Here is a 14,479-nt window from a genome sequence, read left to right on the forward strand (position 1 = left end):
TCACTCCTGCTCCTCACGCGCCTGGGCGCCCACCCAATCCGCCAGGTCCTGTTCCAGCTGCTTGCGGTATGCGGTCGGCAACAGTCGGGCCACTGCTTTCTTCAAGGCCGCCTCGAAGACCTGAGTCCACAAGGCCTCCAGGGGCGACTCGCGCTCCACCGACTCCGCTGGTCTGGAACTCAGGCGCAGGACCTCCCGGAAGCCCCAGAGCGCCTCGTCGGTGACGGGACGCGCGGGCAATGCCGGCGCCTCGCGCGGGTCCCGGACAGGCCCCAGGAAGACGTGGTGCGCGGGGGCAAGCTTCGCATTCCGCGGCAGCAGCGCCTCCAGGTTGAACCGGAGCGCCGCGGCCGCACCCTTACGGCTCCGCGCGGTGCGCTCCTTCGACGCGTCGCCCGGAACAGAGGTCTTCGCCAGGAGGATGCTCTTGTCGACCTCCTGGAAGCGCGCATCTCCCATCCCTACCTCGAGGAGCAACCGGGCCAGGGGACGCCGCGCGATGCAGGTGGCCCACAACCAGTCCGCCTCGATGTCCGGCAGCCCTGTCCCTTCCGAGATGCGCCCGAGGATGCGCGCCCACCCGTCGATGAGGGCCAACAGCTGCTTCATCCGACGATTGCGGTCCAGACGGTCCACCAGCGCGTCCTCTGGCGAGTGGCCCGCCGCGCCAGGGTGCTCCTCGTCCAGCGACGTGAAGTTCGAAGCACGCTGCTGGGCGGCCATCGCGCGACGGCCCACCCACCACCCATACCAGCCTGAAAGGTTCGTCCAGGCCGGGGCGAAGTCGAGCCGGGGACGGGTCCGGAGTGCCTTGAGAATCTGCTCGGCGATCCACTGCCCCGCCTGGGCGTTGTTCCGACCTCCCGCGCGGGCCTCCGCGGCCCGCAGCCAGGCTTCGCCGTCCGTGAGCGCCGCCGCGTAGGCGTCGCGCCAGTACGCCCAGAGGACGGGCTCCCACGTGGCCAGGAAGGCCTCGCGTCCCTCGAGCGAAAAGTCGTCCAACTCCGGCAGCCCAGAAGTCATCCGCGCCAATCCTCCAATGTCCGGAGGATGAGCCGCCAACCCGCCCAGCACATGGGACTCCGGAAGAACCGGAGGTGGTCGGCGACAAGGGCCTCGGCCTGGGCCTCGGGGTCCTCGCGCAGGCTCACCGCGAGCCGCTCCGGACGCGGGGCCGAGAAGCTCACGAGTCGCTCCCTCGCGCCTTCCAGGTGCGGCAGCGCGCGAGGCCCGGGACCCTCGCGGCCCAGGTACCACCGTGCCCGGAGTTCGCGCAGGGCCCGTTCCACGGCCTCCTCCAGCAGCCCGCGGAGCTCCAGGTCGCGCACCTCCGCGGAGCGGCCTGCCAGCTCCCGCAGCGAAACGACGACCCGGTCGACCACGGCACGCTCCAGTTGTCCGCCCCGTTGGAACAGCGTCTGGCATTCGCGGCGCGCGTGCTCCAGCGCCTGCGCCTCACCGAGCCCGTCGTCCACGAACAGCGCGAAGCGCTCCATGAGCAGGGCGCTCGGCAGGGCGGGCACATGCCAGCGCGAGGCCACCACGCGGCTGGCGCCGGCCAGCAGCAGGGCCGCGGACACGTCCTCCGGCTCCTCTCCGGGTCCGTGCTCGGAAAGCTCACGGCCGTGCGAGGAACCCTGGCACGCCCACAACTCCACGCATTCGACGCCCGCCAGAGGCAGGCGCCGTAAATCCCTTGAGCGCAGATTGACCCAGTCGTCCCGGTGCTCCGCGTCCACCAGGGTGAGCCGATCCACGTCCGGGTTGAGGCGGTCGTGGTGGCCGTGAAGGAAGAGCCGGACGCGGCGGGCGGTCTTGAGTTCGTGGTACAGGCGCCGGGCTTCCCTGGCCTCCTTGCCAGACAGGGGCGGGCGCCCGCAGCAATGGTCGGCCAGCGTCAGTTGAATTGCGCGCGCGACCTCCATCTGCTCGTGCGACAGACCCTCCCCATGCAACTGGACCACTCCTTCGCGAGCGGGAGTGTCGGTTCGATGATGCCGTGGAAGCGGCGCCAGGGTGTGGAGGTGGCCCATCCGGAAGCGCTCGCCCAGGCGAGGTCCCCCTGGGGAGATGCGCAGGTCCTCCCACGGCAGGAAGACCTGCTGATGGCCCCGGTGGAGGATGAGCAACCCGGTGATGCCCTGGCAATCCAGCACCTCCGCGAGCCGCCGCGCCCAGGATTCATATCCGGAGCACAGGCGTGCGAAGACCTGCTCCAGTTCCTGCCAGCTTTGTTGACTCCGCTCGGTCAGGTCCTTGCCCAGCGCCGGCTGGAACTCCAGGAGCGCGGCGCCCCCCGGAGCGCGCTCAGGAATATCGTCGAGTGACCCGATGAACTGGCGTTGGGCGTGGCCGCCCTGGTGGAAGAAGACACTCATGGGAGTGGCAACCTCGGGGAAGAACCCTGGCACCAGGATGGCCACTTCCGGGTGCGCCGCCAGGAAGGCTTCCAGTCCCTCGGGAGTCGCCCGCGGGGCGGCCCGTCCATCCGACACGAGGCCCCGCGACGCCAGATAGCCATGACATTCGAGCAGGCGGTGACGGGCCCGGCCCACGTATTCGCCAATCTCCTCCGGCCCCTGAGGGACCTGGTGCACCAGATAGACGCCATCCTCCCTCCGCTCCCAGCGCTCTGGAGGCACCCCCGTGACCAGTGCCATGTATTCCTTTTCAGATGCCGAGGCATCGGGAGGGAGGACCGTCACGCGGGAGATCCCTTCGTTCAACATCTCGTCGAACATCGTGCGCACCGCCCAGCGTTCCCGACTGGCCTCATGAATCATCTTCAAGCGGCCCCAGCCATCGAGGTCGTCGCGGGCGCTGTACAGGTTGGCGAAGATGTTCGGGGTGTCCTCCATCATTCCAGTGGAGTCATTCCTCAGGATGGCCTCGGAGATGGAATCCACGGTGTTGGCGGTGAAGTCCATCCATTGCAGCCGCTCACCCATGCCATGCAGGAGGCTGGCGGTGCGGAAGGCAGAGGCCCCTGTCAGGTCGAGCAATGCCAGCGCGCGCGTTGGAGCAACGGCTGCCAGGTCGTTCGTGGAGAGGCGCAAGGAGAGGACGAGGCGTGCCATCCAATCCGAAAGCAGCGTCCGTTCCGATGCGGAGAGGGCCGGCCACGCGAGCTGGGTGTCGAGGACTCCCAACCGCTTTTCGACATGGGCCAGGACGTCCTCAAGGGGTGTCCCTGCCTTCAACGTCCAACCCAACATCGCGAATTCATTGTCGGCCAGGTCGAGCAACGTCTTCACGGGGAGGGCAGGCAAGGCCAGATTCCCCAGGCTCGATTGCAGTTGTTCGAGCTGAGGCCCTGTGAGCGGCAGTTGCGCCACATTGAGGATTCGCATCAGGGCAACGACGGCCTCGTAGAGGCGCACAGGGGATGCGAGGGCGTTCGGCAGCGGGCAGGGCGACGCATCCTCGGAGACCTCAAGTTGTCGCCAGAGGGAACGGGAGGCCGTGGAGAGTGCCTCCAGGAGCTTCTCAATGAAGTCCGCTCCCAGCAGGCCGCGAAGCAGATCACGCCGACGGTCCTTGATGCGCCGGGTCTCTTCACGGCTGGCCGCGGCTGCCGGGTCCTCCCGGAGGACTTCTTCCACGAAGTCCGTGAACTGCACGGACACGGCGCACGCGTGGCTCAGTGCCTCCCAGGGATGATCGGAGGCGTTGCTTCCCACGAGGAAGGCATGGGCCCTGATGCCCTGGAGCACCTCCTCGATGATGCGCTGCCGTGACAGCAAACGCTCCTCCACGGGGGGGTCGGGCCTCTCGAGGGACTCCAGTCGTAAGAGGCTCCCCCAACAGGATGCCTGGATGTGCGCCGCTTCGAGCAGTGAGAGGAACCGCAGGGAGACCGGATCGGGGAGGGGCTGGGAACGCACCCATTCCCTGCGTGCACGGCCCAGGTCGTAGGCCCGCATCTGGTATTGGAAGGGATGCTCCGCGTCGGAGTCCGACTGTGCGAGTCGTGCAAGGCATTCAAGCGCACAGACCGCCGAATGGACCGCCCTCTCCGTCTCGCCGAGTGCCGCGAGAGCCTCATGCGCTTGATTGAAGGCGTCGAACGCCTGCTCGAAGTTGTGGGCAGGGGTGTCCAATGGGCTCTCCACCAGGGCCCGGCCCAGTGCGAGCCGGGCGGCAGTGAGCAACCGTGGCAGGGAGCAGAAGGGCTCGAGGCTTCTCAGGTCTCCCGCCTGGAATATGCGGCGGGCCTTCCGCGCGGGTCGGACCGGCTGCCCATCCGGGCACGGTCCCGCCTCCTCACCGTCGTGGGTCTCCTGGAGGCGTGCCTGGATGTCCCGCACGAGCGCCTGAAGTTGCGTGAGAGCGAAACCCGTCGAGGGCTGGGCCACGAGCAAGGCGACGCAGCGGGCCTGCTCCAACCTCACGACCAGGTCCATGTGCCGGAGGTGGTCGGACACCTGCCCGAACGCCGCGCCAAGCTCCGCGAGCACCTGCGGGCGGATCCGGTAGATCCGTTCACCCAGGCGCGCGAATCGCGTCTCCAGCGCCTGTGCCTCCAACAGGAGCGCGACCAGAGCTTCCTCCGGAAGCAGTCCGGATTCACCTGTCTGCGCAAGCACCGCCGCCAGGAACAGCAGGTCGACTTGGGAACTGCTCTTGAAGAGATATCTCGGGTCGGAGTCCAGCGTGTCGCGAAGCGTTCCGAAGGCTTCGAGCAACTCCTCCTCGGTGACCGGTTCCACCTCCGCGAAGAGAAGGTCCACGGCCTGGTGGATTTCTTCTTGAACGGCGGAGATGTACCGCGCTCCCCGGATCCATTTGGCCAGTGCCGCTCGGACGGCCTCGACCCTGTTCGACCCAGGCGTCCAGAGGATCGAACTGCGACGGAGCCGCGCCTCGGCGAGGTGGTTCCGAATCAGCACTTCCACTGCCTTCTCCACGGTCTTCTCCAGTCCTGGCGTCTGACCGTGAAGGTCACCGGGCCCCCCATTTGTTTCCTGGGCCTTCTCCGCCATCCGGGCCTCCAATCTTTCTGGCCGGTTGGCGGTGCACAAGCCGGAAGCGGAGCCTGGGCAGGGCAATGGAAAACCTCAAGCAGGCGCGCCTTGGCCCTCCATTGCCTGGGTTTTTCGCGGGCCCGCTGGAGGGAGGGGCAGGGAGCGACGCGCGGCCAGGACGGATTGGCAGCACGGGGAGGCCAGAGCCTGGCCTCCCCCGTCCGTCCTGCACCCACACCGCTACAGCTTGGGTGCGATGGTGACCTTCACGCCCCCGCTCCACGTCTTGTGCTCGTCCGCGTAGTACAGGTACGCGCGGCTGGATGGGCCCGTGTACGTGCCGGGCACCGCGGCCACCAGGGACAGCGGCACGTCGATGCGCTTGTGGGGCTCCATGCCACGCCAGTACAGGACGACGTCGCGCCCGAGCACCTCGTACGCATCCACCACCTGCCGCTTCACCAGTTCCTTGAGCTGGTCATGCCGCACCTCCAGTCCGCCGGGCACTCCGAAGATGGCCACCGCCGTGGGCAGCCGCTGGCCCGTGCGGTTGGCCACCACCACCCTCGCCTCCGTGGGCTCGCCCTCGGTGAGGGCCGTCTTCGCCAGCGCCACCTCCAGCGTCACCGCCGTGTCCTTCGAGCTGTCCGGCGTCACACTGTTGTAGGTGACCTCCACCGAGTACGGCAGCTCCGCGCCCCCCTCCATCCGCAGCTCCACGCGGCGCTCGCCCGTGCCCAGGAGCGCGCTCACGTCTGGCAGCTTGAGGGCTTCCTGGGAGGAGCCGTCGAAGCGCACCGGCTCGCCCACCGCGCGGCCGTCCACGTAGACGCGCACCAGTCCCGGGGTGAGCTTCGACGCGCGCGCCTTGTCGTAGGCGATGATGGCTCGCAGCGCGAGCACCGTGCTCTGCGTCGCGCCGTAGCGGCCACCGTCGCTGGACTCCGCGAGGAACTTCATCGCGCGCTCCACGTTGCCCACGTAGGCGGGGGCGCGCATCCACGCCAGCACCGCCAGCGCGGTGGTTTCGATGTTCAGCGTCTCTCCCGAGCTGCCCACGATGGACTGCGTCGCGCCGCCCACCACGCCGTCCTGCCCCTGCGAGGCGGCGAGCCGGCCCATCAGCGTCCGGGCCTCGGCGGTGTCACCTGCGAGCGCCAGCGTGTTGGCCGCCAGGGCCACCACGTAGCTGTTGGTGCTCTTCGCCGCGGCGGCCTTCAGCGAGGCCACCTCGCGCGACAGCTCCTTCGCCTGCGAGGCCGGCTGGCCCGCGCTCTCCAGCAGCGTCCAGAGGATGTACGCGTTCGACGTGTCCGCGTCCTCCACCCACACGTGCAGCGCGCGGCGCTTGCGGTTGAAGCCACCCTGGCCGTCGCGCTGCTGGAGCAGCCACTCGCGCGTGCGCTCCATCATCGCGGTGTCCACCTCGCGCACCTGGCGCATGTCCGTGAAGTGCAGCAGGCCGAACGCGGTCAGCGCCTCATGGCCCGGGTTCTGCCCGAACCACTCGTAGCCCTTCTCGGACGTCTCGTAGCCCACCAGCCGCTGGTAGCCGCGCTCCAGCTTCTCTTTCGCGCTCGCCACCAGCTCCGGGTTCACGCCGGTGTGCGTCTGGAAGTACTGCTGCGCCATCGTCATGGGGTACGTCGTGGAGCTGGTCTGCTCGAAGCAGCCGGAGGGCTCCTGGATGAGGCGGGCCAGCGACTCCGTCATGTTGGCCAGCGGGCCCGGGTACACGGCGATGGACGTCCGCACGCTGCCGGGCACCAGGCTCTGGGGCAGCACCACCCGGTGCGCCGCGGCTGCCTTCGCGGACAAGAGCCCGCCGAAGGACACGCGGCCCGGGAAGCCCCGGGGCTTGATGGACAGCGTGCGGGTGACGACGTCCGTGTACTCGCCCGCGCTCGCCGTGAGCTTCACGTCCACCGGCCGCGCCTCCTGGCCAATCTCCAGCGAGAAGAGCTGCCGGGCCCGCGCCTGCGAGGCCAGGTCCAGCGTGGGTCCGCCGGAGACCTTCACGTCCCCCTTCAGCTCCACCTTCCCCCCCGCGTCCGAAAGCCGCGCACCCGTCCCGTTCACCAGCGCCACCGGCAGCCGCACCACGTCTCCGGACGTCACCTCGAGCGGCAGCTTGGGCTCCGCGTAGAACGGCTGCACGGACTCCAGCTCCGCCACCGCCGAGCCGAGCGCGCCGTCACCGCCCACCGCTCCCGCGAACGCCTTGAAGGTCGTCACCGAGTCGCTCATCGCGAAGGACACCCGCGCCTCGCCGGTGCGGGCATCCGTGCGCACCCCGGCGTTCCAGTAGAGCGTCTCCGCGAAGTCGACCCGGTCTCCCGCCTTGCGGTTGGGCCGCGCGGTGTGCGCGAACTCACGCAGGGAGATCAGCTGCCCCTGGATGACATGCCTTTCGTCGAAGCGCATGTCCCGCTTCGCGCGCGAAGCCTTCCGAGCCATGGGCGCCTCGTCCTCCTTGTCCGCCTGGACCACGGGGGCCGGAGCCTCCTCCAGGACTTCCTCCGCCGGGAGCATGGGAGCCGGAGCCGCCGCGGCGACCGGAGCCTGCTGCGGGATGACCGCGCCCTCGGCCTGGCCGGCGAAGGCGTCATCCTCGTCGATGACGTTCCGGTCCATCAGGGGCTGCGCCTGCCCCAGGCCCGCGACAGCGTCGCCGCGTCCGGCCTTGCTGACGGTCGACGGCCGGGGCTTGCGGACGGGCTCCTGCGGCCAGCGCACCGCGAGCACGCGCATCGCCGCGTCACCATGCCGGGCGAGGAAGCCCTGCGTGTCGGTCAGCGCGAAGCGCCGCCAGCCCTGCGTCCCCAGGAGCAGGTCCACCGCCAGCTTCGACTTCGGATTCTTCGCGTCGAGATAGAGCTGCGCATCGGCCAGCTCCTTCACCTCAGGCTCCAGTAGCACCATGACCGGGAGCTGCGGCGCCTGCTCACGCTTCTCCAGGAGCTCCAGCACCGCGTCATCCGTCACGGTGAGCATCACCAGCGCGGAGACCGGCTGGCCGCCGCGCGTCGTCCGGGCCGTGAGCCGCACCGGGCCTCCGGGCACGTAGCGCTCGCGGTCCGCCTTCAGCTCCACCGACAGCTCCTTCGAGGGCTGGCGGAACACCAGCCGCTCCGCGACGGGCCGTCCGTCGTGGTCCCACACCGTGGCGACGAGCACGCCGTCCGCCTCGCCCGGGTCCAGCGTCACCGGCCCGCCCTTCACGTCGCCCATCACCGCCGAGGCGACGCGTACCTCGCGCTGGCTCAGCGTCACCGTCGCGCGGCCGACGCCGGACAGACCCACGGCGAGCTGCACGCCCCGGCCCACGGGCACCACGTCCTCGCGCACACGGATGACGGCGCCGCTCGGCTTCACCTCCGGCAGCGGGAAGCTCTTCTGGATGCCCGACGGCGAGTCGATGCGCAGCGCGTACCGAACTCCCGCCTGCGGGGTCAGCTCGAAGCGGCCACGGCCCTCGTGCTCCGAGCGCACGCGGGCGACCACCTTGCCGCTGCCCACCTCCACGACCCGGCCCGTGAGGTCCGCGGGCTTGCGTGCGGGCGTGCGCGCCTCGAAGTAGACGCGCGAGGCGAGCCCCGCCACCAGGTCACCGCCCTCTGGATACAGGGCCAGGTCCAGCGTCTGGAGGAGGATGGGAATCGTCTTCGCCGCGGACTCCACCACGCCGCCGTCCTCGATGGTGAAGGCCAGCGTGCCTTCGCCGCGCTCCATGGCCGCGGGAAGCGGGAAGCGCACCGTGCAGCGCCCCTTCGCGTCCACCGTGCACGGCACCTGCGCGACGGTGGTGCCATCCACGAGCGCATTGGCGGTCACCTTCGCGCCCTCGGGCACGCCGCCCTCCGCGCGCTTCACGTCCAGCGTGGCGGTGACGGTGTCGCCCGGCCCGTAGCCGTCCCGGAGGAACTCAATCTGGGACTTGAGCCGGGGAGCCCGGTAGGCGCGCACGTCGAACTTCCGCTCCGCGGGGGCCGCGCCCGTCCACGGGTAGGTGACGCGCAGGGTGTACTCGCCGCCGGGCTGGCCGGCGGGGATGGGCCAGGCGTAGCCCCAGACAGCGTCCGCGGTGGACGCCGTGCTGGTGGTGACGACATCCCCCTTGGGCCCCCGCACCTCCAGCTGCGCCTGGAGTGAGCCCGCGTACGGCTTGCGGCTCAGGGCCTCCAGCACCAGGCCGCGCACCAGCACCTGCTCCCCGGGGCGGTAGAGCGGCTTGTCGGTGGTGACATGGGTCAGATAGCGGTTCGCGCCGCCCAGGGACCGGGTGGTGGCCCGGGCCGCGAAGACCCGGGGCGACAGCATCACGAGGAGGGCGGTGAGCCCCAGCGGCAGGAGGGCGCGAAGGGGAGGCAGGGCAGGGGAGTCCATGGCGTCGTTCAACGGACGAGCCCGCCAGAAGTTCTGGTCCACCCCCGGCTGGGCCCCAGCACCGGGTCAAGGCGCTGTACGTCCGCCGATCTCCGGGAAGCGTTCATAGGCCCGCAAGAGCGCGTGCAGGTGGGCGGGGTTGTCCAGTTCGAGCGGCGCGTCGGTGAGCTGCACGACCCACCCGCCCGATGCCGTGCGCCGCGCCCGTGAAAGCAGCTCGGCGTCGCGGGTCGGGTCCGGGAACCCGATGGCCTGCGCGGCAGCCGCAGACCAGTAGTTCAGCCACCCGAGGAAGTGCGGAACCTCAGGCGTGGACCTGTCCCATGGGAGCCTGCGCGACGGCAGCCCATGAGGAGGAACGTGCAGCTCACCGCCGGGATGGCGGAACTGTTGTGCCACGATCCCACCATAACCGCTCGGCGTCGCATGCCCCCATACCGCGCTAGCGCCCTCCGCTATACCTGCGAGCACATCGACAGCCCCCGCGATGCCGACTGCGTCGAGTGGCAGGTCCGCATGGATTTCAAAATGCGGCGGGCTCCCTGCGGCAAGACCGTTCGGGTTTTCCAATCCGGCAACCGTCACGAGATGGCTATCATCATCGTTACAGAGGAACGGAAACCCTCCGTTTTTCATGTTGGCCGCGACCCACTCATCGCGTTGAGGCAATGCGATGAGGTCTTCCTTTTCCGACATCGTCCACGCCAAGCGCAATCCGGGCAGCGCACGTTCCATTGCATGGACAACTGCGATCGGGCGGGCGTCATTGTCCGTGAGTGCAGGTGCGTGGGCGATAATGATGAGGGTTCTATGAGCCGTCGTCATTTCAACACCAGTCCATGATGACAACTTTCAGGGTGGGGTCTTCGTCTAACAGTACGGCTTTATGCGCGGCGCTTCGCACTCCAATGACGAAGTTGTACCCGCAGTCCCTTGCGATCTTGGCTTCGCGCCTCAGCTCAGGCAGCTTCATCCTGACAAAGAACCTTTGAGAGCGTGGTAGCTGCTTTTCAAAGTCATCCGTCTTTACATCCCACAGCGTGCGAGTGGTGAGTACCAGTCCGTCGAAGTTCTTCCCATTGATGAGCACATCCCAGCCAGGGAAGCTGTTGTTGGGAATCTTATCAGCACATTCGTTGTGTGGATCATTGCCGCCCAGATGTCGCACCGGGACGGGCCTGCACTCGGGACGGCGCTCGCGCTCCAGTGACTCGGGCGGCACCGGGGGTTGCCAGTCCTGCCCTGCTGGCTCGGGCTTCGGCTTGGGCTTGCGTTGGGCTTCGGCTTCCTGGGAGGCCACCTTCGTTCCTCGTGAGGTCCCTGCTTCCTCGGGGTAGGCGTGGCGGAATTCGTATGCATCCAGCGCTTCCTTGATGGCGACGCCGATCACCACCACGCCAAGCACGATGACGGCCCCCACGGCAATCTCAGGAGCTGCCAGCACGCAGAACCCGAGTCCCACGGCTGCGGCATCCGCTGAAACGATCGAGCATCTTCCCGTGGTGTCGTGGAACTCGATTCGGTCGTGGTCGAGGGTCCGATAGCACCTCTCCACCAGCACGGGCCAAGGCTGGGAGGCCTCACGGACGACGCACTGGCCTCCGTCAGTCCACGGGAGCTTCGCTGCTCGCTGGAGGTTGGCGAGCCTCGGGTTCCGCACCGTTCGCTCATTTCGGATCGGCGCCGGCGTAGCGCAGGCCGAGAGAAAGAGCAGAAGTGCGATGCACGCTCGGAGACGCATCATGGTCACGTCCTTTCATTTCGACTCACAGGAACCAGCGCGACGGGTAGAAAGATGGCCGGTTGCTCGCCAGCCCGCCGTCAGGCCCCCTGCACGACAAGCCGCGCACGCAGGCACTCCCAGTGGGGGCTGTCGGCGTCTCATGGGCACCTGTCGGGACCGTGTGTCCTGGGCAGATGTCACCGGGGGGAGGTATAGGAACCCCCATGAGCAACGAGCAAACACCGGCCGAACCCGAAGTCATGGAGCCCACGTTCTGGCGGAAGAACGGCTGGGCGGCCAAGGTCATCAAGAACGAGGACGACGACGGCTGGGCCGTGGAGATCCGCAAGCAGGGCATCTCCGAGCCCGTCCTCATCAGCCCGTGGGTGATGGGCCGCGACAAGAAGAACCCCAAGCCCTTCGATGCTCCGTCGTTCGCGACCTTCGTGAAGACGGCCTCGGAGGTCCTCGATCGCTCCGCGCGGCAGCGCGACCAGGCCATGACCAAGAAGCTCTCCATCGCCTGGGAGGGCCGCTGGTACGAGGTCCGGCTCGAGCTCGTGGCCGATGAGTACGAGCCCCACGCGTTCCTCTCGGCCATCGACGACGCGGGCGCGACCGTCGCGAAGCATCGCGTGCAGGCGAACTTCAAGTTCACCCGGGACGTCGCCAACGAGTGGGTGCGCGGCGGCTTCCGCGAGCCCTGAATCTTGTTGGGGCGTCGCTTCACTCCTAGTGTGAGCAACGCAGTCCGGACGCTCAGACACTTCGAGGGGAGCAGCGGCGATGAACGTGTTCAGGTCGATGTGGATTCTTGGCTGTGGAGTCCTGGTTTCGTGCGGGGCCCCGATGCAGGACGAAGAGGCACCGATGCTCGGCACGCAGGAGGAGGGCCTTGCCCAGGTCTTCACCCAGCAGGCGGCCTTCACGGCGGCCACCGGGGCCACCCAGATCCAGTTCCCCGCGATCGCGTTCGACGCGTATCCCGACCATCCCTCGGGCGCGGGGTCCAGCTGCGGCCGGACGCCGCCGGGCATCGACCTGCCGTGGGGCTCCAGCACGCCCACCGTCAACGTCCTGGCGCCTCGTGCCAACACCTGGCTCTGCTTCATGGGGCCCGGCTGGAACCACAGCAACAACACGAATCCTCTGCCCGTGAAGCCCACGATCATCGCCAACGGCGAGGACGACTTCGAGATCGCCTTCTTGCGTCCCGTCTCCGCCGTGGGCCTGGAGCTGCTCACGAACGGTCTGGCCCAGCACAAGGTGACCCTGACCTTCACGGACGCCACCCAGGAGGTCCTCGAGGACGCGGTGCTCGATACGGGTGCCCATGCCTTCGAGTTCGTGGGGTTCCAGTCCTCCAAGCGCATCCGGTCCATCTTCATCGACACCGCGGGCGGCGCCTCGATGAACGAGGGCATCGCCGCCATCTGGACCGCGCCGTGACGGATTGCGGCCTGTAGGCGCCATGTACTTCCAGGCGCGACTCGAGGCGCTCACGCAGCAGTTGCTCCCCTGGGCCCCGCTCTGGTCCCGCTCCATCCTCCAGGGCTGGCCCGGGTCCGGCGCCGCCTGGCCCGAGGACTGGCTGGCCTATGCCCGCTCGCTCGATGAAGCAGGCGAGCGCCAGCTGGACCAGGGGGCGCTCGCAGGCGTCCCGCCTCCGTCCCTGGCCGCGCTCCTGGGCGCGCTCCAGGAACTGACGGCGCTGCCCTGGCACGAGGGCCTTCACGCGCTGACGGTCGCGCAGACGCAGGGACTCAGCGCCAAAAAGACCCACGAGCTCGAGCGGGTCCTGGCCCTGCTCGCGCCCAGAACGCGTTTCATCCACCAGGCGGTCGATATCGGCGGCGGCATGGGACATCTCGCCCGCCTCTGTGCTCGGACGTTCGGGTGGACCTTCCACAGCATCGATCGGGACGCCGCGCTTCAGGACAAGGGCCGGCGGTGGCTGACGAAGACTCCGTCTCCGGGCGGGGACACACTGTGTTTCATTCAGGCCTCTGTCGAGGACGGGATCCAACCGGGGATTGATCCGCTCTTCTCCGGCCTGGACCGTGCCTCCATCGGTCTGCACACCTGCGGGCCGCTCGCCCTCACGCAGATCCGCAAGAGCCAGGGGGCGGGCTTCGTCCTGAACATCGGCTGCTGCTACGACAAGCTGGAGGCCCCGCGCGATTACCCCGTCTCCCGCTTCGGGGGCGCGCATCCGCTGCCCTTCACCCCGCATGCCCTGGCGCTGACGACGCGGGGACGGCATCACAAGACCGAGGCCGAGTTCACGCGGATGAAGCGGGTGTACGCGTGGCGCTTCGCGTTCGACCTCCTGACGAGACAGCGCTTTCCCGAGCGCGGCTTCGTGAGGGCAGGGGACGCGCCCCGGGCGCTCTATGATGGATACTTCGCCGTCTACGCGCGCGACCGCCTGGAGCGCCTGGGCCTCGAACCCGGCATGACGGACGCCGAGCTGGAGGCCTTCGAGGTGTCCGTTCGCACCGAGACGCGGGACCTTCTGCTCTGCCATTTGCTGCGGGACCGCTTCGCGAGGGCATTGGAGGTCGTGCTCGTGCTCGACCGCGCGATCCTCCTGGAGGAGCTGGGCTTCCAGGTCGAGCTCCTCCAGCTCTTCGATCCGCGCCTGTCTCCGCGCAACCTCGCGATCATCGCGTCGCGGAGCGCTTGAGCAGCACGCGGCATCAAGGCGGAGCGGGCGCTTCAGCCTGTCCGCCGGCCCACTGACGCGCCTCGCGCCCCAGCTTGTCGAGCGCTCCGTTCCATCCGTCGATGCAGCCGTCCCGGTCCTGTTCCGAATGCAGGCCTTCGTGAACGAGGGTCAGCTTCGTGCCACTCCCTTGCTCTTCGAAGGTGACGGTGACTTGTGAGGGACCACTCTTCTCAACCTCCCAGGTGAAAGACACCTTCTGGCCTGGCTCAAGCGCCCGGAATTCACCAGTGAAGTCGTAGGTATCGCCGTTCGGCGCATGGGTGAGGATCCGGTATTTGCCGCCCGCGCGGAGTTCCAGCGTCCGCACATCACTCCTGTCACCGGCATTGGGGCCCCACCAGGCGGCGACCTTCGTGGGATTCACCCAGAAATCGAATGCCTCTCCGGCGGAGATGGAGAGTTGCCGTTGAAGCGTGAGGCTGTGTGGACGAGGCATCGTGTCCCTCCGGGGGGTCGGGTAAACGACCTCAACGGTGTTCATCAGGGACCGTCGTCACCATGCGAGAGGGAAGGCCGTTTGCCCGCCAGACGGTTATCGGGCCCCCTGTACGGTCGACAAAGCGTCTCAAGGACGGAGCACGCGGCGGCGCTGCTGCCCGGCGGAAGGGTCCTCGTCAGCCCCCGGCAATGGCCCCGTGCTAGAAAAGACGCCCGTGTTCCCCGACAAGCCCCAACGCC

At 68.4% G+C, this 14,479-nt stretch carries 9 protein-coding genes; 3 read left to right on the forward strand and 6 right to left on the reverse strand.

Features of this window, described 5'->3' with window-relative positions; genetic code table 11:
• The 5 genes from D7W81_RS05075 to D7W81_RS05095 all read right to left on the reverse strand — a co-directional run bounded on the left by D7W81_RS05075 (position 1) and on the right by D7W81_RS05095 (position 10,812).
• Positions 1-1,023 (reverse strand): hypothetical protein, encoded by a 1,023-nt coding sequence (locus tag D7W81_RS05075; protein WP_120554174.1) that lies wholly within the window; start codon positions 1,021-1,023, stop codon positions 1-3.
• A complete protein-coding gene (locus D7W81_RS05080) occupies positions 1,020-4,982 on the reverse strand; it encodes a CHAT domain-containing protein (protein WP_120554175.1) in 3,963 nt (1,320 codons plus the stop codon). The genes D7W81_RS05075 and D7W81_RS05080 overlap by 4 nt, the downstream gene beginning before the upstream one ends.
• Before the next feature lie 222 nt (positions 4,983-5,204).
• Positions 5,205-9,350 carry an MG2 domain-containing protein gene (locus D7W81_RS05085; protein ID WP_120554176.1) on the reverse strand — a complete coding sequence of 1,382 codons (4,146 nt, stop codon included), beginning with the start codon at positions 9,348-9,350 and terminating at the stop codon, positions 5,205-5,207.
• 66 nt (positions 9,351-9,416) lie between these two features.
• Positions 9,417-10,175, reverse strand: coding sequence for a DUF5953 family protein (locus D7W81_RS05090; RefSeq protein ID WP_120554177.1), 759 nt, complete (start codon positions 10,173-10,175; stop codon positions 9,417-9,419).
• A 1-nt stretch (position 10,176) separates the two neighbouring features.
• A complete protein-coding gene (locus D7W81_RS05095; RefSeq protein WP_306440870.1) occupies positions 10,177-10,812 on the reverse strand; it encodes a DUF6310 domain-containing protein in 636 nt (211 codons plus the stop codon).
• A gap of 485 nt (positions 10,813-11,297) precedes the next feature.
• Here D7W81_RS05095 and D7W81_RS05100 point away from each other — a divergent pair, with 485 nt between their 5' ends.
• The 3 genes from D7W81_RS05100 to D7W81_RS05110 all read left to right on the forward strand — a co-directional run bounded on the left by D7W81_RS05100 (position 11,298) and on the right by D7W81_RS05110 (position 13,759).
• Positions 11,298-11,780, forward strand: coding sequence for a hypothetical protein (locus D7W81_RS05100; RefSeq protein ID WP_120554178.1), 483 nt, complete (start codon positions 11,298-11,300; stop codon positions 11,778-11,780).
• Positions 11,781-11,943: 163 nt separating this feature from the next.
• Entirely contained in the window at positions 11,944-12,522 is a 579-nt protein-coding gene (locus tag D7W81_RS05105) for a hypothetical protein (protein ID WP_147445346.1), read from the forward strand.
• Between the two features lie 22 nt (positions 12,523-12,544).
• The gene (locus tag D7W81_RS05110) at positions 12,545-13,759 is read left to right on the forward strand and encodes a methyltransferase (RefSeq protein WP_120554180.1); all 1,215 of its coding nucleotides are present in this window, start codon (positions 12,545-12,547) and stop codon (positions 13,757-13,759) included.
• A 13-nt stretch (positions 13,760-13,772) separates the two neighbouring features.
• Here D7W81_RS05110 and D7W81_RS05115 read toward each other — a convergent pair whose 3' ends face one another.
• Positions 13,773-14,237 (reverse strand): SRPBCC family protein, encoded by a 465-nt coding sequence (locus D7W81_RS05115; RefSeq protein ID WP_158621442.1) that lies wholly within the window; start codon positions 14,235-14,237, stop codon positions 13,773-13,775.
• Between the last annotated feature and the right edge of the window lie 242 nt (positions 14,238-14,479).

It is taken from the genome of Corallococcus aberystwythensis, assembly GCF_003612165.1.
In the GTDB taxonomy this organism is placed as follows: domain Bacteria; phylum Myxococcota; class Myxococcia; order Myxococcales; family Myxococcaceae; genus Corallococcus; species Corallococcus aberystwythensis.